The organism is Empedobacter stercoris (genome assembly GCF_025244765.1).
Lineage (GTDB): Bacteria > Bacteroidota > Bacteroidia > Flavobacteriales > Weeksellaceae > Empedobacter > Empedobacter stercoris.
Window position 1 is genome coordinate 118,756 of the sequence record NZ_CP104209.1, and the last position, 19,987, is coordinate 138,742.

Sequence of the window (19,987 nt, forward strand, 5' to 3'; positions counted from 1 at the left end):
AATTATTTAGACGTTTCTTTTTGTCCCATTAACATAAGGAACGATTTTAAGAATTCGTCAATTTCTCCATTCATTACAGCATCCACGTTACCTGTTTCTGTTCCTGTTCTGACGTCTTTTACTAATTTATATGGATGCATCACATAGTTGCGAATCTGAGAACCCCATTCGATTTTCATTTTATTTGCCTCAATTTCGTTGCGAGCAGCCATTTTTTTGTCTAATTCTATTTTGTATAATTCAGATTTTAACATTTCCATCGCACGTTCACGGTTTGCTAATTGTGAACGCTCAACTTGGCAAACAACTACAATTCCTGTAGGTTTGTGGGTTAATTGAACTTTAGTTTCTACTTTATTTACATTTTGACCTCCAGCTCCACCAGAACGAGATGTTTGTAACTCGATATCAGCTGGACTGATTTCAATTTCAATAGAATCATCTACAATCGGTGAAACATAAACCGAAACGAAACTTGTGTGGCGTTTAGCATTACTATCAAAAGGTGAAATACGTACCAATCGATGTACACCATTTTCTCCTTTTAGATAACCAAATGCAAACTCACCATCAACTTCTAATGTCACTGTTTTTACACCTGCAACATCACCTGCTTGGAAGTTTAATTCTTTTACTTTGTACCCATGTTTTTCGGCCCACATCAAATACATACGCATTAACATTGATGCCCAATCGCATGATTCAGTACCACCAGCTCCAGCAGTGATTTGTAAGATAGCTCCAAGATTATCTCCTTCTTCTGAAAGCATATTCTTGAATTCGATATCTTCTAAAAGTTTTGTGACAACATTATATTGTTCCGTCACTTCTTCATCTGTCACTTCACCTTCGCGGTTAAATTCTACTAAAACTTCTACATCGTTTACCGCATTTGCAATGGTTTGGTATTCTTCAATCCATTTCTTTTTTCCACGCAAAATTTTCATAAAAGCTTCCGCTTCTTTGGGATTATTCCAAAATTCAGGTGAAGCGGCATGTTCTTCTTCGTTCTGAACTTCGATTTCTTTTTGCTCGATTTCCAAATATTCGTGCAAATCCTGCGTACGTTTTTGGATGTCTTTTAGTAATTCGTTGTTAAACATAATTGCAAATGTATAAAAATAGGAGATTTTATAGGTACGAGTTTAAGCATTAATCACTTTATCATCTTTTCCATTCCACGAAAGGATTTTATAAGTAAAGCCTTGTTCTGTTTTAATTTCTTGATCTTTTAGAATTAAGAATGTATCGTCCCAATCGTTATCTTCGTAACTGATTACCCAAAATAATACGTTAAATAATAATCCTTCAATAATATACAAAAGTTCTTCAACAGAGTCCACTTCGTATGTTGTAAAAGGAAAAGTAGATCTAATCCAAATTTTATCATCTTCTGAAGTCTGAATATATAAATCTCCAAAGGATGATTTATATTCATTTTCGATATGAAACTCTAATAACTCAGTATCTTTTTTATGAAGTCCTGCCAAATCAGGCATGGTTTCTATAATTTGATTGTATATAGTGGTTGAAAAATCGTTCATCTTTCTAAAATTAGGCTACAAAAATAAACGATATTATCTAATTCTGACACGATATTTACTTTCAATAAATCGGAAAAAGTTAAATAACTTATATTCAAACTCTAATCCATAATCAATTGTAGGATCTAAATCTATACTAACCGCGTACAAATCAGGGTTATAAACAAAAGGTTGCATGTGACGTTGATTCCAAATCATTACATATTGACGATTTTTTTGTTCGTAATATGATTTTGAATAATATTCTTTAGGCAAAGCAACTGTTTTAAGGTAAATGTCGTATTGAGGATCAAAAACTACAATATCATAATCTCCATCTTCATTAAGTTCAAATTTTAGAGAATTTTAATCATTGTTTGCAACAGAATTTTGGGATGTTTGATTGGTAGTGCAGGCAAAAAATAGGAGAGGAAGACATATTAATAAAAATAGCTTTTTCATAATTTTTAATTTGATTAAATTTACTAAAAAATAACGAGAATGTATACGATTTTACATAATTCACGCTGTGGAAAAAGTAGAGAAGCGATGAAAGTTTTGGAAGGATCTGGAAAAGATTTTGAAGTGAGAGAGTACTTAAAAGAAGCTCTAACAAAAGAAGAATTAAAAGATATTTTGACGAAGTTAGGTTTGAAACCAATAGACATTGTAAGAACAAATGAAGAGGAATGGAAACTTAATTTTAAAGGCAAAGAATTGTCTGAAGATGAGGTTTTGAACGCAATGATAGAATTTCCAAAGTTAATTCAAAGACCGATTGTAATTGATGAAAAAAGTGGAGTAGTTGGACGACCAAAAGAATTAGTAGAGGATTTTATAAAGTAAATTTGGTTTGATAATTGTTTAGTATTTATAAAATTAAACAATTAACGATGAATGTTTTAGATAAATTTATAAAAAACCGAAGTGAGAAAAATACCAAAATAGGATTATTAGCAACAGCGGCTACAACTGGTGTTACTGTAGCAAAATTTTTTGGTAAACGGTCGGTATATGGAATAGTTGGTGGAATTGCTGTTACATTAGCTGCCGAATATATTCGCAAGAGATATGAGAAAAAGTTGAACGCTAATCAATAATTTAATTCCTTGGCTGAATAATTAAAAAAATGTATTCATAGCTATTAATTTATTTAATCGGATTATTAAAGTTGATTATGTGTTAACTTATAAAAAAGTGAATAAAATGAAAAAAGGACGTAGTTGCGGTACGTCCTTTTTAATTGAAAAGTATGTATTAGAATTGTGCGGTTTCCGTACTTTCGGCCATAGCCGTAGTAGACGAAATACCTTGTTGCACGGTATTTTGTACGTAATCGAAATATTGAGTTCCAACAAAAGATTGATGTTTTACGGCTGCAAAACCTTCTTCTTGTAACGCAAATTCTCGTTCTTGTAATTGCGAGTATCCAGCCATTCCTTTTGCTTTATAAGCTCTTGAAAGTTCGAACATTGATGTGTTCATGGCATGGAATCCTGCTAATGTGATGAATTGGAATTTATATCCCATTTCAGCTAAATCTTCACGGAACGTCTCCATTTGAGCTTCTGTCAAATGTTTAGCCCAATTGAATGATGGCGAACAGTTGTAAGCTAATAATTGATTAGGATATTTTTCTCGAATTGCTTGAGCAAATTCTCTTGCCATTCCCAAATCTGGATTTGATGTTTCCATCCAAATCAAATCAGCGTATGCTGCATAACTTAATCCGCGATCAATTCCTTGTTCTAAACCATTTTTTACTTTATAAAATCCTTCAGAAGTTCGACTTCCTGTAAGTATAAAACGTTGATCTCTTTCGTCAATGTCAGATGTAATTAAATTAGCTGCTTCCGCATCTGTTCTTGCAACTAATAAAGTTGGCGTTCCGCAAACATCAGCTGCTAAACGTGCAGCAACTAATTTGTTAATTGCTTCTTGGGTAGGAACTAAAACTTTTCCGCCCAAATGCCCACATTTCTTTGCAGAAGACAATTGATCTTCAAAATGTACGCCTGCTGCTCCAGCTTCAATCATTTGCTTCATTAATTCGTAAGCATTTAAATTTCCACCAAAACCAGCTTCTGCATCTGCAACAATTGGAACCATATAATCAATGTTTCCTTGTTCGGTTACGGACTGAATTTCATCGCGACGACGTAAAGCATTGTTGATACGTTTTACAACCATCGGTACAGAATTAGCTGGATAAAGCGATTGATCTGGATACATTTCAGCAGAAAGATTTGCATCTGCTGCTACTTGCCATCCTGATAGATAAATTGCATCTAAGCCAGCTTGAACTTCCTGTATTGCCTGATTACCGTTCAAAGCGCCAAGTCCAGCCATAAACGGTTTAGTGTTTAAACCTTCCCATAGCTTTTTAGCTCCCATAGTTGCTAAAGTGTAATCGATGTCCAAAGAACCTCTCAGGCGAATAACATCTTCTGCCGTATAAGGACGAGTAACGTCTTTCCAACGTGGATTGGTAGCCCAATCTTGCTGAATTTTCTGAATTCTTTCTTGATTGCTCATAATTGTGTTTTTGTGTTTTGTTTGTGTGTGTATGTGTGTTGTGTGTTTCTTGGGTTATAGTGTGCTTTTAGATATACTTATAGGCTTCTAATGTTAAAAATTCTGTAAACTTGTGAGATAAAACTAATTCGTCAAAAATCTGAATTGCTAATTCATATTTTCCGTTTTTGTAGTTTTCTTCTCCAACTAATTCTTTTATTTTTTGAACCTCTTCGGCTCTTAATTTTTTATATTTATCACAATTAAATTCGCATCCGTCTTCTAACGTGATGTGTTGACGTAACCATTGCCAAACCTGTGTACGTGATATTTCTGCAGTCGCAGCATCTTCCATTAGGTTGTATAATGCAGCCGCTCCACGACCAGCTAACCAACTCTCAAGGTATAAAATGCCAACATTGATATTTTCTCTAATACCTTGTTCAGTAACTGTTCCTTTAGGAAGTTCTAACAATGCTTCGGCAGTAGTTAAAACGTCTTCACGTTTGTTATCAATCTGGTTTGCTTGAGGCATATATTCATCAAAAACATTTCGTGCAATTTCTACTAATGCAGGATGTGCAACCCATGTTCCATCATGACCATTTTTAACCTCTCGCAGTTTATCATTTTTTACTTTATCGAATGCTGCTTGATTTGCTTCCTCATTATTTTTAATCGGAATTTGAGCAGCCATCCCTCCAATTGCATGTATATTTCGTTTATGACAACGTTGAATTACAGCCTGCGAGTAAGCAGCCATAAAAGGAGAAGTCATGGTAACTTGCGATCGATCTGGAACAATAAAGTTTGGATGTTTTTTGAATTTTTTGATATAAGAAAAAATATAATCCCAACGACCACAATTTAGTCCTGCGATATGATCTTTTAACGCATAAATAATTTCATCTAACTGAAATGCTGCTGTAATCGTTTCAATTAATACAGTTGCTTTAACTGTTCCTTGTTTTAATCCTAAATAATCTTGTGCAAATACAAAAACATCATTCCACCATGCGGCTTCAGCATGATGTTCTAATTTAGGAAGATAGAAATAAGGCCCACTTTGCTTGGAAAGTAACGTGTGTGCATTATGGAAAAAATATAAACCAAAGTCAAATAGTGAGCCTGATATTTTTTGCTTGTTGATTACAACATGTTTCTCATTAAGGTGCAGTCCTCTTGGACGAACCATTAAAACTGCCGTTTTATTATTTAACTGATACATTTTTCCTTTCGATTCGAAAGAAATTGTACCATTTATTGCATCTTTTAAATTTTGTTGTCCTTGAAGGTTATTATCCCATGTAGGAGAATTACTATCTTCAAAATCAGCCATAAAGGTTTTAGCATCAGAATTTAAGGCGTTAATTACCATTTTACGGTCAACCGGACCAGTTATTTCAACGCGACGATCTTGTAAATCTTCAGGAATAGGAGCGGCTGTCCAATCGCTATTTCTGATATCCTTTGTTTCTGAAAGAAAAGATGGGAAATTTCCTAAATCAAAAAAGATTTGTCTTTCGCTTCTTTCAGCCAATAGTTCTAATCGTCTATCGTTAAATTTTTTGTGTAAAGCTGTCAAAAATGTAACAGCTTCATTTGTCAAAATGTCTGGATAACTATCCAGCACTTTGTGCGATAATTTTAATTCACTTGTAATAGTATCCATTTTTTGTGTTTTTGTTGTAATTTTGGTTTTGGTCATTCGAGCGGAATTTTACTTCCAGCGAACGTTCGCTAAATTATAAAAATTCGTTTACATTTACCAAATATTTTTGAAAAAATTATGCAAGAAGAATACATTAAATTAATTTTTGGATTAAAATTAAAGCAAGTTAGAACTGCTAAAGATTTGTCATTGTTTAAGTTATCTAAGTTAACAGGGCTTTCAAAATCTTATTTAAATGAGATCGAAAAAGGTAAAAAATATCCGAAAACTGATAAAATAGTATTGCTTGCAGAGGCTTTGGAAATACCTTACGATGAGATAGTTTCATTAAAATTAGATAAAAATTTAGCGCCAGTTGCTGAAATTTTACAATCTAATTTGTTACAAGAAATACCATTAGAGTTGTTTGGTATAGAAGAAAGAGACTTAATTGAGATCATTTCGAATGCACCTATGAAGGTGAATGCATTTATATCAACCTTGATCGAAATAGGGAATAATTATAATTTGACACGAGAAAGTTTTTTCTTAGCTTCTTTGCGTTCTTTTCAGGAAGCAAACGACAATTATTTTCCAGATATAGAAAAAGCTGCAAAAAGTTTTTTACAAGAATATTTAGTTGATTATGATGGTTTTGTATCGAATGATACCATGGAAGAAATTCTAAAAGAAGAGTTTAATTATACAATTGTTTATGAAGATTTTGACCATTTTGAAGGAAAAGATTTAGCTAAACTCCGTTCGATTTATATCAAGGATAAAAAATTATTGTATATCAATTCGATTTCGGATAACGATCAGAAACGATTTATTTTAGCAAAAGAATTAGGGTATAATTATTTAGATTTAAAGGAGCGTTTGTATACTTTTTCTTGGGCTAGTTTTGACAATTTTGATCAATTGTTGAATAATTTTTATGCTTCTTATTTTGCGGGAGCGTTATTGTTACCTGAAGATAAACTGTTGGCGGATATGAAAGATCTATTTGCTGTGGAGCACCATGATTTGTCTAAATTTCAAGAAATTTTAGGGAAATATACCGAATCACCAGAAACTGTATATCAACGAATGACTAATTTATTACCGAAGCATTTTAATATTCGCGATTTATTCTTTTTGCGATTATCAACTAAAGCGGGTTCTAATTCGTTTAAATTAACCAAAGAATTACATCTTAATCAACAACAATCGCCTCAAGCAAATGAAACAGATGAACATTATTGTCGACGTTGGGTTTCGTTGAATGTGTTGAAAGAATTAGAAAATAATCCAGAAGATCAGCATACAATTTCTGCTCAGATTTCGTTGTATCCATTCAATAATAATCAAAAATATTATGTAATTTCTTCAGCGACAAAAGATCCATTTAATCCAAGTTATTTACGAAGTGTAACGATAGGTGTTTTATATAAATCGGCTCAACGTAAAATTAAATTTATGAACGATCCTTCTATTCCAGTAAAAGAAGTGGCGGTAACGTGTGAGAACTGTGGAATGAAAGATTGTGCTGAAAGAGCTGCTGGACCAATTCGTTTTGAAAAAGATATTCGTAACAAACGTTTAAATGTTACCATTAATGATTTTATAAAAAAACAAAGTAAATAAAATATGAAAAATAAAAAAAGGAACTTAAAGTTCCTTTTTTTTATTCGCTTAATTCTAACCAACGAAATTCTTTTTCTTCAATTTCGTCCACAATTTTTTGTAGTTCATCTCCAATTGTAGCAATTTTATCGTAGCTTAAATTAGGATCTGAAAGTAAATTTGTTAATTCTTCCTTTTTAACCTCAAGAATTGGTAAAGATTTATTAATTTCTTCTAATTCTCGTTGTTCTTTGAACGATAACTTTCGAGGTTTTGTTTCTTTGATCTTTTCTTTAGATTCAATTTTATCTTGAGTTGCGATTACTTTTTCACTTTTATTATCGTCAATTTCAGGTTTATTTTTATTCTCGATATGGTATTCAGTGTATGTTCCCATATAACGAGAAACCTTTCCTTCTCCTTCAAAAATCATTAATTCATCAACCACTTTATCCATAAAATAACGGTCATGGGAAACGACTAATAAACAACCTTGGTAATCTTCTAAGAAACTTTCTAAAACAGTTAATGTCGGTAAATCCAAATCATTTGTAGGCTCATCCAAAATCAAGAAGTTTGGATTTTTGTACAGAATAGCCAGTAATTGAAGGCGTTTTTTCTCTCCTCCACTTAATTTAGAAATATGAGTATGTTGTTGTTCTGGCGTAAATAAAAACATTTCTAAGAATTGTTCAGCACGCATTTCCTTTCCATTTGCAAGAGGAAAGAAATCTGCAATATCTTTTACAAATTCTATAACACGCTCATCTTGTTTAAAGTCGATTCCGTCTTGTTTAAAATGTCCAATATTTAATGTGTCACCACGTTCAATAACGCCACTATCAGCAGGTTCAATTCCTTCAAGCATTTTCAAGAAAGTAGTTTTACCTACACCATTTTTACCGACTAAGCCGATTTTTCCACCACGTGCAAAAATATACGAGAAATCATCTAAAATTTTCTTTTGACCAAATGCTTTCGAAACATGTTCCATCTCGATGATTTTTTGACCTAAGCGCGTCATGACCATCTCTAATTTTACTTTTTGATCGACAATTTTATGTTTGGCAACTTTTTCTGTATCATAAAAAGCATCAATACGAGATTTAGATTTTGTTGTTCGCGCTTGTGGCTGACGACGCATCCATTCAATTTCTTTGCGGTAAAGATTTTTTGCTTTATCAATTGTTGCGTTCTGATTTTCGATACGCAATGCTTTGTTTGTAATATAAGTTTCGTAATTTCCTGAATGTACATACAATGTTTTGTCCTCCATTTCTAAAATTTTGGTACATATAGCATCTAAGAAATAACGGTCGTGTGTAACAAGAATCAAGGTTTTGTTTTCTTTGTTTAAGAAATATTCTAACCATTCTACCATTTCGATATCCAAGTGGTTGGTAGGCTCATCTAAAATTAGAAGAACATATCCTGTTTCGAAACTCAAATCAATCAAAAACTTTGCTAAAGAAATACGTTTACGTTGACCACCAGAAAGCTTTCCAATTTTTTGACCCAAGAAATCAATCTTCAATTTTGATAAAATTTCTTTGATTGTCGGTTCGACTTTCCACGCATCTAAGACATCCATTTTTCCCATTAAATCAACTAATTCTGGATTTGTTGGGTCATTCTCAATCATGTTTTCATATTGACGAACAACATCTAATACTTCATTCGAATGATTAAAAATATATTCTTCACCTTTTAAATTTTCGTCGAAATCATCACTTTGGTCTAACATTAAAATTTTGACCCCTTTGTTTGGGCGAACTTCACCAGAATCGGCTGTTTCTAATCCAGCTAAAATTTTAAGTAAAGTAGATTTTCCACTTCCATTTTTGGCTACGAATGCGATTTGGTCTCCTTCGTTGACATGAAAATTAACATCTTTAAATAGTGTTCGGATTCCGTATGATTTGGTTAGATTTTCAACTGTAAGAAAATTCATGGTTTATTATCTGTTTTGTGAGTTAAAAAAGAAACTAAATCTTTTCTGTTTCGATTTGCTTGATCGACTGTTTAGCTTTTCTTATTTTAACGATTAAGAGAGCCAAAGATAAGACAAAGCAAATACTTCCTATAATAATTAGATTATTTAAATGTGGTTGAATTAACCTTGGATCTCCTTTTTCGATAAAAAGAATACGAAATATTTTGAGATAATGCGTTAATGGAATGGCATCTGCAATTGTTTGTATCCATTTTGGCATGTGACTCAATGGCCAAGTAAATCCACTTAAAATGAAACTTGGAGTAGCCACGACCATCAAGACTTCTGTAGCTTTTAGTTGGCTTGGAAGTAAGATGCTGACTAAAAATCCCATAAAACAAACAGCTAAAATAAAGGCAAGAGTAGAAGAGAAGAAAGGCCAAAATTCTGTTTCTAATTTCATGTCATAAAACATTCCAAAGCAATAGTATAGTATGAAAATGAAAATCGACATGATTAGATATGGAAATGTTTTGGTAAATAATAGTGTAAATGGATTGGATGATTTTGAAATTAAGGTGTTGAATGTTTTATTTTCAAATTCTGATGCAAAAGAAAGCGCTAATCCTAATAATAAAACTTGTTGCAATACAGTTAGTAATACACCAGGAAGCATAAAATATAAGTAGTTTCCACTGCGTATATTTTGTCGAATCATAGTTGATTTGAATGGTTCGTAACTTTGAGTCGCTATATATTCTGGTACGCCTTGTTTTCGAGCTGTTTCAATTGAAATTCCAGCTTTCATAGTAGATAATACTGTTGTTACAGCAATAGCAGCTGTGTTGGATGTTAAAGTATTTGATCCATTTACGAAATATGTAATTTCGGGCAATTTCTTTTGTTGTACATCGGATTGAAAATTGCGAGGAATCACAACGACTATTTCTGCTCCGATTGCTAATGCTTTATTTTTAGAGTCGAATGTAGATGCTAAAATTTCGGCTACGTGAACCGATTCATTTTCATCTAACATTTGAATAATTTTTTGACTTGTTGTTGTGCGATCTTCATCAACGACAATAATTGGCAAATCGGTTACATTTCCTTTTTTATAGACATTTCCAATCAAAACACCATACATGATAGGCGCACCCAAGAATAAAATGGGTAAAACAGGATTCTTGAAGAAAAGTTTGAACTCTCGTATAATTAAATGAAAAATTGTTTTCATTAGAATTTATTTAGTGTTAAGATCCAAAATAACAGTTGCTTTTGTCAAGAGTTGAGCAGCTTGTTTGTTATCAACAGGAACTACTTTTACTTCATATAGGGATTGTTGCTGATCAATATCTGGATAAGCAGTCGAGATGTTTGCATAGGAATTCAGCGCTTTTATCGAAACAATTTTACCTTTGAGTTCTAAATTATTTTTATAAGGAATCTTTAAATTGACAATTTGATTTTTCTGAAGTTGACTAATTTTATTTTCAGGAATGGTAAATCTAAAAAATGTAGTTTCTTCCAGAATTCCGTTCGCTATAGCATAACCAGCCAATGCTAATTCTCCTATTTTTAGATTAATTGTTTCGATTGTCATATTTTGTGGCGCTTTGATGTATCTTTCTGCTTCTGCAACATCAATCTCTTGCAAAGCACCTAATGCACGTTCTCTTTGTCCCAAAGCCATTTGTTGTTGCTCAACACGAGCTCCATTTTCGGCATCAGCTAATTCGGCTTTTGCGGCTAAATATTGATTTTTTGCACCTTGATATTTTGCATAAACTTCATCGTAACTTTGTTGCGGTACAAGACTATCACGAAGCATATTTTTTAGTCGATGATTCGATTTTTCAGCATAATCTAATTGCTCTTTCAAGCCAGCAACTTTTGCACGTAATTGTTTCAATTGATTATCTGTCGCACCTTTTTTTGCCATTTCATATTGCGCTTCAGCTGAATTTACAGCACCTTCGGCTTGACTTTTTTTGGCATCAACTTCTGGTAATTGTAAAACAAAAAGTGTTTGTCCTTTTTTTACTTCATCGCCTTCGTGAACCAATATTTGATCTATTTTACCTGGTATTTTTGTGACAACTGTAATTTGATCACGTTCAATTTTTCCTTGAAAAACAGTTTCTTCGGTTGATTTATTTTCTTTATCAGTAGATGTACAATTCGAAAAAAGTATTAGTCCGCTTAATGCAAAAATATAGTATAAGGTATTTTTCATGATTTTAATTTGAGATTTGATTAAATAATTCACCAGAAGTTTGTAGTAATTCATAGGTTTTAGAGCGTTGATCTATAATTTGAGCATAATAACCCAGATTGGCTTTGTAATAATCATTTTCAGCATCCAAACGCTCGGTAACATCTATTAATCCTTCTTGAAATCGTCTTGAAGCGATTTCTAAATTATTTGTTGCAATGGTATTTTGTTGATTATTTACTTTCAATTTTTCAGTAGAAGTTTCGTAATCAATCTTATTTTTACTTAATAAGAGGTGTAGTTTTTCTTGCGAATCTTTCAATTTATTTTCATTAATTAAGATATCTGTTTTAGCTTGCGCTAATCTATTTTTATGTTGACCACCATCTAATAATTCCCATTTTGCACCAATTCCAATCAAAATATTTGGGAATAATGTAAATTGATTCATTTTTAGATTGACATCGCCTAATAAACCGACATCTTTTAACTTGAAACGACTTCCAAAAATAGAAGTGTAATTGGTATTTGCGAAAGCGAAAACTTGTGGAAGATGAGAACCTTTTTCTTTCTTGTACAAAAATTCGTAAGCCTTTATTGAATGTTCAAGCGCTTTCAACTCTTTTTTATTTTCTAATGTATACTCAGCCGAAATTATATGGATAGGAGTAAGTTCATACTCTATTTGTTGTAAATCTTCTATCGATAAATGTGTTAATGTTTCTAATTTCTTGTAAAGTAATTGTCGGCTTCCATTTACTTCAACTTGTCGAGCCTCTAACTCGAGCAATGCTAATTTTATTTTTTCACGATCATATGGTATTGCCAAACCGTTTTGAATTGCTTTCTGAACTTTAAGATGTTCTTTATCTAAACGTTTTGCAGAATTTGAAATCAATTCTTCTACTTTTTGTATCAACATCAATTGATCATAAGTTTGTAAAATGTCCTTTGTTATGACATCTTTTTCTGCATCTTTTAAGTAATCTAAAGCTACGCTTTTTTCTTGAATAGCGTTTAAAGCATTTGGTATTTGCAATCCTGAAAAAATGACTTGAGATGCATTTATACCAATTGTAAATAATCCAGTTGAGGTATTAAATCTTTGATTTCCTGCAAATAATTCGGTCGAAATAAGATCAATAGATTTTGTAGGAATATCAATTGTTCCGTTCGAATTTAAATAACTTCCCAAAGCAATTGCAGACAAACTTGGTTTTTGTTTACCTTTTATTTCATCATATTTAGAGTTGTTTTTATCAACTTCGAGTTGTTTATTTTTTAAATTGTAACTTGATTCAATTGCTTTTTCAACAGGTAGTTTTAGTTGAGGGTCAATTAGTTGTTGACCAAAAGAAAATGAAGAGATAAGAACGAAATAACTATAATATCGATGGATAGGCATTGCTCAATTTTGGCATAAAATTAACAAAAAATATACCATGAATAAAAACTAGTATTAGAATATGATTAAAAATAAAAATCCTGAAACTTTTTAAAGGTTCAGGACTTCCAATAATTGCCAACATAATTGGCGCATAGTTCAATGTATTTAATATTTATTATCAATTATATTTAAGGTCTCGTTTAACGATTCTTTCATCATTTTCTCTAAATAATCTATTGATCCTTGTTTGATTGTCTCCTCAATGTATTTAGTTCCTCCAATTGTTTCGCTATATTTTAACGAATTGTTTTTTAAGTCTAAAATATTGATATAAACATAGGTTTTAGCAATGTATTTTAGTTTGTTTTCGGGATCAAAATCCAAACCAGATTTTACATTGATAACGACTAAATCATCTTGAGATATTAAATTTTTCAAGTTATCAAATTTAACTAAATGAACATTTTCTTGTGTAATTAATTCGTTTGGTACGTTTTTATTGTCAAATTTATCAATTATTTGATAATCATATTGATGATCGTCTAAAATTTTGATTGCTTTTTCACGAATTATTTTAATGATGTCAACTTTCGAATTTAATTGTATCAATTGATTTTGGATTGATTTTGAATCGATATTATGGTTTAATTCTTGAGAATTATGATTAAAAAATCCAACAGTATCAATATTAATTACCACACCAACTTTACTCACAGGAACATCTAAGGCACTCTCGTACGTAGTTGTTGTATTAACAGCTAATTCTTTTGGAGCTTCTTTTTTTTGCTCACAAGATTGCATTATAAACAAGCTTCCTATCGCGAAATAAACTATTTTTTTCATATACCAACCTTTACTCTTTAAATATAGTGATTAATAATGTTTTAGTATGTTTTTTTTAAAATTATTTTTTATTGAACAAAAAAAGGTAGTTATAACGTATGATTTTAGATTTTGAATAGTTAAATTATATTTATTCTTTTAACGGTTTTTCTTTTACAAAAACATGTCCAACTTTCGTGAAATCGTAAGAGATTTCGTACAAATACTCAAGTAAATCTTCAATCAACTCAGAGTCATTTTGTAAAGCCTCCGTTTCGATTTCAGTATATGCAATTGTTTTTTCTTTAAACTCGATTGTTTTGGGTAAATTTTCGGTTTCATATTCACCATAAAGTCGAATATTTTGAAGTAATAATTGCAATATTTTTTTCATTAATCGTATGTGTTCGGAAGTTAAAATAACCGAGTTGTTTTTCTTTAGAATTTTCACTAATCCAAGTGAATAGGATACAAATGATTGATTGAAAATGGTAAATTTATTCAAATCATCTGCATTTTCTTGTTTATCTTTTGGTTCTGAAATGACACGTTGAAAAACTGAATTGATATTTGCCATTGCAATAAACACGTCTTTACGCGCTAATTTATAATCTGTTGTGGTAACGTCATTATCAGCTAATTTTTTAAAAATAAGAAAAACAAATTCGTAATTAGCAATTAACGCTTTTTGAATATATTCATTCATGTTATTTTTTTCCCAAGAAGGTAAAATAATGTAGCATGAAATAAAGGCCATTAAACCACCAACTAATGTATCTATTGTTCGTTCTTGTATGATATAAAGTGAATCTTTTTGCGAATAAAAACTAAACGAAATCAAGATGTAAGCTGTTAAATAAAAGGTGCCAACAGCATATTTGTGACGTATGAATGTATACGCCATTAACATAAAGAATAACATCAATACAAATCGTACAGATAGTTGTGGAAAAATAAGTAGGATTAAAATTCCGATTAATCCACCAAAAATAGTTCCTTTTAAACGCTGTAAGTTTCTCTTTTTTGTCACGCTAAAACCAGGTTTTAAGATAACAAGAACAGTCATTAATAGCCAATAACTGTGATAGGTCATGGGAATAATAAATGTTATACAATATGCTAAAAGCATGACAATAGAGGAACGAATAGCATGTCTGAAAATAGAAGATTTTAGGTTGAGATGATCTTTTATTTTTCCGAACGAATAATCGACTGTTGGTTGAAAATGCTCTGCATGATCCAACGGATTTTTCTTTTTTTCGGTAAAAGAATCATCGTAAAAGAATTTATGAATAAATTCTATTTTATAAACAACTTGTTTTAGATTGATATAAATTTTGGATAAAACGATAGGTTTTTTGCCTTCAGCATACAATTCTTTTATTGCGTCATCAATCTTTTTTAATTCAGCATCAAAATCAAAAGAAGGTTTTTTAGGACGTTTGTTCGAATTGATATGATAAGCAATCATTTTTAGTTCGTGCGCTAATTTATTCATCATATTATAAATTTTGCGCATCGCCTTTGTATCGCCATATACTTCCCTAATTTTGACATAATCGTATTGAGTTGCAGTAATATTTTCGAAAATATCCATTAAATCTGAGAACATAAAAACAATCGATCGTCCGATTGGTGTTTGGTCTTTTACCAATTTTTTATTGGTAAAAACTAAGTCTCTGACCAAATTTTGCTTTTCATTAATGACAACATGTTCGTCAATAAGTTTTTGGACAATGTCATCATAATTAGAATCTTTATCAAACATAGAAGCTTTAATTCGGATGTATTCCGAAATATGAATCATGGCATCAGCAAGATTTTGTTGCGCCATTCTGTAGGGACGAAATGTACTAATCGCTAAACTAAAAATAGTGTACCATGCCGCACCAGCAGTAACGTATAAGGCAGTATGTAATGGAGTTAATTCTTGTCTCAAGTCGTTCATATTCATCACCATCGACATCATGATGACCATTCCGAGTGCACTTAGACGTTGTCCCCAAACGGTTAACATATTAGAAAAGAATACGATAATCGTTAAACAAATTCCTAATAAAATTGGAAAATTATTAATCGTTTTTGTTAAATATGAAACAATAAAAATTAATAAAACGGAAAGCCACATCAAGTTTCGACGTTCTTTGAATGGACCAGGAGTGTCTGTCATGTGTGCTAAAACTGCGCCAAGACTTATTGTAACACCAGCATACAAATCGCCAAAAAAACTTGCGACTATAGGAGGTATGATAATCGCCAAAGAGGTTTTTAAACCATCAGAAAGCGCTTCTCCATATATAAAGTTTTCGATTTTATTCTTAAGTTTCAAATGCAAAATTATAGGGTTGTAAAATTGTTGTATAAAATTAGCACAACTTTTCTCGAAACCCAACTAAACACGCGAAGTTTTTAGAATATGAAAACCATATATACTTTGTGTAAAAATTAATGTTGTTTCACCACCATCTGTTATTTTAAATTTCTTTTTGACAATATCTATTGCTTGGTTATAGTTTTTTACCAAAAGATTAGCTTTAGATTTTATAATTTCTTTTTTAGGATGATTGATGTGTTTTTCCACTGAATATATTTTTCCAGGAAATTCGTTCAAAAGTTCATTAGACGTATATAAATGGGTGTTTTGATGTAATTTATGCAAATTAAATTTTTCGCTCAATAATTTGAAAGCGCCCGTTTTTAGAATAGCAACATTTGGTTCGTAAATATACTGTTGTACTGTTCCAAAATTTGCATTAGAATTGTATTCGTCTTCAAAGTTGAATGAAAATTCAGGTTGATTACTTTCTAAATTAATTGCTTTAATCAAAGGATTTTTAGTGGAGCAATTTTTATCAATAATCAGTAGAAAATCTTTCACTTCATTTTTTAAAGCAACGATATGTATTTCTGAAATGGAATCAATTTGCTGTAGGGTAGAAGTGATGTCCAATAATGGAGAAAGCTTGATGATGATTTTATTAGATTTCTCGAAAAAAGTTGGCATCCATTCTAAAATATTTGGCTCTAAATCTTCTAAAATAAATTTTCTTCCACTCGAATTTCTTCGGGCTGGATCAAGATAAATAACATCAAACTTAGATTCAGGATTGGTTTCAAAAAATGATTGAAAAGTACCAGTGTATGTTTCTAAATTTGGAGCTAAAATTTGTGCATTATGTTGTACAATTTCACTTAATTCTGGATTTTGTTCGATATGATATACTTTTTCGAAATTTTTAGCAAAAGCCATGGTGTCAATTCCAAAACCCGCGGTCAAATCGATTAATGTTTTTCCTTTAACCAAACTCGATTTATAATTTGCAGCAGCTTCAGAGCTTGCTTGTTCTAAATTGATAGATGGCGGAAAATAAATGTTTTTTGTCGAATAAAGTGTTGGTAATTTATGTTTTGCTACTTGAATTCCTTTTAATTGTTGTGCAATTTCTGCCGAAGAAATACCATCAAATAACGATTTTTTTAAACCAATAGATTTGAAATCTTCTTGCTCGATTATTTTTAAATAATCTTGAAATTCTTGTGTTAAAATATTTTGATTCAAAACGATTTTTTTAGAAATAAGCTAATGTTTTATCAAAAACAAGACTTCAGTAACACAAGGATACTGAAGTCTTATTATTATTTTGTTCGGAATGAAATTGCTTGTCAATTTCATTTGCGAAATTTATTTATTTTCTTCTTTTTCTGCTAAACGAGTTGGTACAATAGGAATAAAAAGAGCTGGTTTAACTATTTTTTCTTTTGGCATTTTTTCAATGACATCAGAAGGGTTTCTAAACTTATTTACACCAATCAATTTGATAATCTGTTCATCAAAATCTTTTTGTTCTTTTTTCGCACTTGTATAAATAAAATCTTGAATGGTTTCGCTTTGTAAGGCTTTAATAAATCCACCTGCAGTTTGAATTGTTTTGAATAATTCTAATGCATTTTCTGCCATTTGGTTTGTTAAGGTTTCAATATAAAAAGAACCTGCAGCAGGATCAGCAAATTGATTTAAATAGGATTCTTTTTGCAATAACAATTGTTGTTTTGCTGCTAATTCTAACCCAAAATCAGATTCGTTATTTAATTCATCATAAGCACCTACAAAAACAGCATCACTCGAACCAAAAATAGCAGAAGAGGCTTCTACAGTAGAACGAATAACATTGTTGTAAATATCTAATTTAGATTTATTACGATCAGAAGTTGAGGTGAAAACAAAGGCTTCACTTTCTTTATTGTATTGTTCTAAAATCATTTTCCACAAAAAACGGAACGCTCTTAATTTTGCCACTTCGAAGAAATAATTACTTCCTACAGCAAATTTAAAATAGATTTTATCAGCAACATCAGCACCAAAGTTCTCTAAATATTCGACAGCATGTGCAAGTGTAATCGCAATTTGTTGTACATGATTTGCTCCTGCATTTTGATAAATATCTCCTTGAATTGAAATTACTTTTTCGAAATTTTCTAAAGCTAAAGCTTCTTTTATCAATTCTTTTGTTGCATTCTCAGAATCATTTTGCCACAAGCCATTTTGAGCCAAATAACCATAAGGATCTATATCCAAATATTTTAAATTCGGAAGTTTTTCAAGAGATTTTAAAGCTGATGAGCCATCATACTGAATAAATAAATCCAAGTAATTAGGAAGATCTAACGTAGAATTTGCTTCTTTTTGATTGATCAAATAACCATATAAAAAGCTATAATCTTGATTTTTATTTCCCGTATATTTTGAAATTATTTTCCAATCTTTAGAAGATTTTGGTAATGGTTGAATAGTTGAATAATCAACATCATCTTTTGTATACAATGGTTTAACGTTAATTTGGTCATTTGTTCCCCAAACCAACGTTTCATTATATTCTAATCCTTTCAGTTCTACTTGAACTTTATTTTTCCATTCTTTTTCAGAAATCGTATCGAAATCTTGAAATAATTTATTCATTTTCTTTATTTTGTGGCTTCTCAATTTTCTCTTGCTGAATGATAAAAATATCTTCATCATCTTTTTTCAAGAAATGTTTTTCTCTTGCGATGCGTTCTATTTCAGCAGGATTACTATTTAATTGATTTAATTTCTCTGTTTCTTTATCCAAATGTTCTTGGTAATATTGTTCATCAACCTCTAATAATTTGATTTGTTTATCTAACTCGCGATGTACGAAAAAAGAGTTTTGATCGAAAAAAATCATCCAAATAGCAAACGATACCGTTAATATAAAGTAACGATTCCAAACAAATTTGAAGACAAAAGTATCTTTAATTTTTCTTTTCGGCACTTCTGGTATTAGCTCTTCGTCAAAGATTTCTTCCGATTTTTCTTTCATTATACAGCAGTTTTTGAGTTAAGTTTTTCTTTAATTACAGTTGATAAAACTTTTACTGCGACAGAATTTTTCTTTTTCATATTTGGAATAATAATGTCTGCATAGTTTTTAGAAGGTTCGATAAATTGTTGATGCATTGGTTTCAGTGTTTTTTGATAACGCGTTAAAACTTCATCCAAATCTCGACCGCGTTCTTGTATGTCACGGCGTACACGGCGAATTAATCTTTCGTCAGAATCTGCGTGAACAAAGATTTTTACATCAAACAAATCGCGTAATTCTGGATCTGTAAGTACCAAAATTCCTTCTACGATAATAACAGACTGAGGATGTGTCAATATTGTTTCCTCTTTGCGACTATGCGTAATGAACGAATAAACAGGTTGCTCGATTGAAACTCCATTTTTAAGTAAAGCAACATGTTCTTTTAACAATTCAAAATCAATAGATCTTGGATGATCGAAATTTATTTTAGAACGTTCATCAAATGATAATTCAGGATGATCTTTATAATAATTATCTTGAGAAATAACGATGACACTTTCAGCGTTAAGATCTCTCAAAATATTGTTTACAACGGTCGTTTTTCCCGATCCTGTACCTCCTGCAATTCCTATTACCAGCATTTTTGTTTTATTATTATTTTTTATTTCGTTTGATATTTCCATTGCAAGAGTTCTCATAAAATTTCCTTAAAGATAAAATTTTCTTATTAGAAATTAAAATAAAAAGAAATGGATTCTTGCAAAATATTAAAGGGTGTCGTGAAAAAGTTTTGGTTGATTGATTTTGTGAAAAGAAATAATGATCAATCCACTTCAATATAGGTTGAGTTATTAATCGATTATTTAGATGTACTTCAAACATTTAGACTTAATTACAAAATAAAAGTACTTTGTAGCACTTGGTTTTTCTTAATCGAATGCAAAGGAAAGAAAAAAAATAAAAACTTTATCTTTTTTATTGTTATATTTATTAAATCAGAACTATATAAAATACTA

18 protein-coding genes are annotated in these 19,987 nt (G+C 31.1%); 3 read left to right on the plus strand and 15 right to left on the minus strand.

Features of this window, described 5'->3' with window-relative positions; all coding sequences use genetic code 11:
* Positions 1–2 precede the first annotated feature (2 nt).
* Genes prfB through NZD85_RS00575 form a run of 3 tightly spaced genes read right to left on the minus strand, consistent with a single transcriptional unit; the run spans position 3 to position 1,847 of the window.
* The gene (gene prfB / locus NZD85_RS00565; protein ID WP_260542719.1) at positions 3–1,103 is read right to left on the minus strand and encodes a peptide chain release factor 2; all 1,101 of its coding nucleotides are present in this window, start codon (positions 1,101–1,103) and stop codon (positions 3–5) included.
* Between the two features lie 42 nt (positions 1,104–1,145).
* Entirely contained in the window at positions 1,146–1,544 is a 399-nt protein-coding gene (locus NZD85_RS00570; RefSeq protein WP_171622229.1) for a hypothetical protein, read from the minus strand.
* Positions 1,545–1,577: 33 nt separating this feature from the next.
* Entirely contained in the window at positions 1,578–1,847 is a 270-nt protein-coding gene (locus NZD85_RS00575) for a DUF6146 family protein (RefSeq protein WP_260544515.1), read from the minus strand.
* Positions 1,848–2,024: 177 nt separating this feature from the next.
* Here NZD85_RS00575 and arsC point away from each other — a divergent pair, with 177 nt between their 5' ends.
* Together arsC and NZD85_RS00585 are read left to right on the plus strand one after the other, a co-directional pair.
* Entirely contained in the window at positions 2,025–2,369 is a 345-nt protein-coding gene (gene arsC, locus NZD85_RS00580; protein WP_260542722.1) for an arsenate reductase (glutaredoxin), read from the plus strand.
* Between the two features lie 47 nt (positions 2,370–2,416).
* Entirely contained in the window at positions 2,417–2,623 is a 207-nt protein-coding gene (locus NZD85_RS00585) for a hypothetical protein (RefSeq protein ID WP_260542723.1), read from the plus strand.
* Positions 2,624–2,780: 157 nt separating this feature from the next.
* On the opposite strand, the gene aceA is transcribed toward NZD85_RS00585, so the two are convergent.
* Together aceA and aceB are read right to left on the minus strand one after the other, a co-directional pair.
* Positions 2,781–4,058 carry an isocitrate lyase gene (gene aceA, locus NZD85_RS00590; protein WP_348650874.1) on the minus strand — a complete coding sequence of 426 codons (1,278 nt, stop codon included), beginning with the start codon at positions 4,056–4,058 and terminating at the stop codon, positions 2,781–2,783.
* A gap of 67 nt (positions 4,059–4,125) precedes the next feature.
* Positions 4,126–5,745 carry a malate synthase A gene (gene aceB / locus NZD85_RS00595; RefSeq protein ID WP_396127073.1) on the minus strand — a complete coding sequence of 540 codons (1,620 nt, stop codon included), beginning with the start codon at positions 5,743–5,745 and terminating at the stop codon, positions 4,126–4,128.
* Positions 5,746–5,826: 81 nt separating this feature from the next.
* Here aceB and NZD85_RS00600 point away from each other — a divergent pair, with 81 nt between their 5' ends.
* Positions 5,827–7,314, plus strand: coding sequence for a helix-turn-helix domain-containing protein (locus NZD85_RS00600; protein WP_260542724.1), 1,488 nt, complete (start codon positions 5,827–5,829; stop codon positions 7,312–7,314).
* A 40-nt stretch (positions 7,315–7,354) separates the two neighbouring features.
* On the opposite strand, the gene NZD85_RS00605 is transcribed toward NZD85_RS00600, so the two are convergent.
* The 10 genes from NZD85_RS00605 to udk form a co-directional block, all read right to left on the minus strand.
* The gene (locus tag NZD85_RS00605; RefSeq protein ID WP_260542726.1) at positions 7,355–9,244 is read right to left on the minus strand and encodes an ABC-F family ATP-binding cassette domain-containing protein; all 1,890 of its coding nucleotides are present in this window, start codon (positions 9,242–9,244) and stop codon (positions 7,355–7,357) included.
* Positions 9,245–9,278: 34 nt separating this feature from the next.
* Entirely contained in the window at positions 9,279–10,460 is a 1,182-nt protein-coding gene (locus tag NZD85_RS00610; protein ID WP_225541469.1) for an ABC transporter permease, read from the minus strand.
* 6 nt (positions 10,461–10,466) lie between these two features.
* Positions 10,467–11,459: an HlyD family secretion protein gene (locus NZD85_RS00615; RefSeq protein WP_260542729.1), complete on the minus strand. Its 993-nt coding sequence runs from the start codon at positions 11,457–11,459 to the stop codon at positions 10,467–10,469.
* A gap of 4 nt (positions 11,460–11,463) precedes the next feature.
* Complete coding sequence (locus NZD85_RS00620) at positions 11,464–12,843, minus strand: TolC family protein (RefSeq protein ID WP_260542731.1); 1,380 nt, start codon at positions 12,841–12,843, stop codon at positions 11,464–11,466.
* Positions 12,844–12,990: 147 nt separating this feature from the next.
* A complete protein-coding gene (locus tag NZD85_RS00625) occupies positions 12,991–13,668 on the minus strand; it encodes a hypothetical protein (RefSeq protein WP_171622218.1) in 678 nt (225 codons plus the stop codon).
* A 130-nt stretch (positions 13,669–13,798) separates the two neighbouring features.
* Positions 13,799–15,976 (minus strand): FUSC family membrane protein, encoded by a 2,178-nt coding sequence (locus NZD85_RS00630; protein WP_188319922.1) that lies wholly within the window; start codon positions 15,974–15,976, stop codon positions 13,799–13,801.
* 63 nt (positions 15,977–16,039) lie between these two features.
* Positions 16,040–17,206 (minus strand): RsmD family RNA methyltransferase, encoded by a 1,167-nt coding sequence (locus NZD85_RS00635; RefSeq protein WP_260542732.1) that lies wholly within the window; start codon positions 17,204–17,206, stop codon positions 16,040–16,042.
* 123 nt (positions 17,207–17,329) lie between these two features.
* Positions 17,330–18,604 carry a methylmalonyl-CoA mutase family protein gene (locus NZD85_RS00640; RefSeq protein ID WP_225539509.1) on the minus strand — a complete coding sequence of 425 codons (1,275 nt, stop codon included), beginning with the start codon at positions 18,602–18,604 and terminating at the stop codon, positions 17,330–17,332.
* On the minus strand, positions 18,597–18,986 hold the full coding sequence (locus tag NZD85_RS00645) for an FtsB family cell division protein (protein ID WP_171622215.1): 390 nt from the start codon (positions 18,984–18,986) through the stop codon (positions 18,597–18,599). Before NZD85_RS00645 ends, NZD85_RS00640 begins: the two co-directional genes overlap by 8 nt.
* Positions 18,986–19,612, minus strand: coding sequence for a uridine kinase (gene udk / locus NZD85_RS00650; protein ID WP_171622214.1), 627 nt, complete (start codon positions 19,610–19,612; stop codon positions 18,986–18,988). Before udk ends, NZD85_RS00645 begins: the two co-directional genes overlap by 1 nt.
* Positions 19,613–19,987 lie beyond the last annotated feature (375 nt).

Bases quoted from the DNA above. Each gene is read 5' to 3' on its own strand.
- NZD85_RS00620 (WP_260542731.1), bottom strand. From the start codon at position 12,843: ATGCCTATCCATCGATATTATAGTTATTTCGTTCTTATCTCTTCATTT.
- aceB (WP_396127073.1), bottom strand. From the start codon at position 5,745: ATGACCAAAACCAAAATTACAACAAAAACACAAAAAATGGATACTATT.
- arsC (WP_260542722.1), top strand. From the start codon at position 2,025: ATGTATACGATTTTACATAATTCACGCTGTGGAAAAAGTAGAGAAGCG.
- NZD85_RS00615 (WP_260542729.1), bottom strand. From the start codon at position 11,459: ATGAAAAATACCTTATACTATATTTTTGCATTAAGCGGACTAATACTT.
- NZD85_RS00645 (WP_171622215.1), bottom strand. From the start codon at position 18,986: ATGAAAGAAAAATCGGAAGAAATCTTTGACGAAGAGCTAATACCAGAA.
- aceA (WP_348650874.1), bottom strand. From the start codon at position 4,058: ATGAGCAATCAAGAAAGAATTCAGAAAATTCAGCAAGATTGGGCTACC.
- NZD85_RS00585 (WP_260542723.1), top strand. From the start codon at position 2,417: ATGAATGTTTTAGATAAATTTATAAAAAACCGAAGTGAGAAAAATACC.
- udk (WP_171622214.1), bottom strand. From the start codon at position 19,612: ATGCTGGTAATAGGAATTGCAGGAGGTACAGGATCGGGAAAAACGACC.
- NZD85_RS00625 (WP_171622218.1), bottom strand. From the start codon at position 13,668: ATGAAAAAAATAGTTTATTTCGCGATAGGAAGCTTGTTTATAATGCAA.
- NZD85_RS00610 (WP_225541469.1), bottom strand. From the start codon at position 10,460: ATGAAAACAATTTTTCATTTAATTATACGAGAGTTCAAACTTTTCTTC.
- NZD85_RS00640 (WP_225539509.1), bottom strand. From the start codon at position 18,604: ATGAATAAATTATTTCAAGATTTCGATACGATTTCTGAAAAAGAATGG.
- NZD85_RS00605 (WP_260542726.1), bottom strand. From the start codon at position 9,244: ATGAATTTTCTTACAGTTGAAAATCTAACCAAATCATACGGAATCCGA.
- prfB (WP_260542719.1), bottom strand. From the start codon at position 1,103: ATGTTTAACAACGAATTACTAAAAGACATCCAAAAACGTACGCAGGAT.
- NZD85_RS00570 (WP_171622229.1), bottom strand. From the start codon at position 1,544: ATGAACGATTTTTCAACCACTATATACAATCAAATTATAGAAACCATG.
- NZD85_RS00600 (WP_260542724.1), top strand. From the start codon at position 5,827: ATGCAAGAAGAATACATTAAATTAATTTTTGGATTAAAATTAAAGCAA.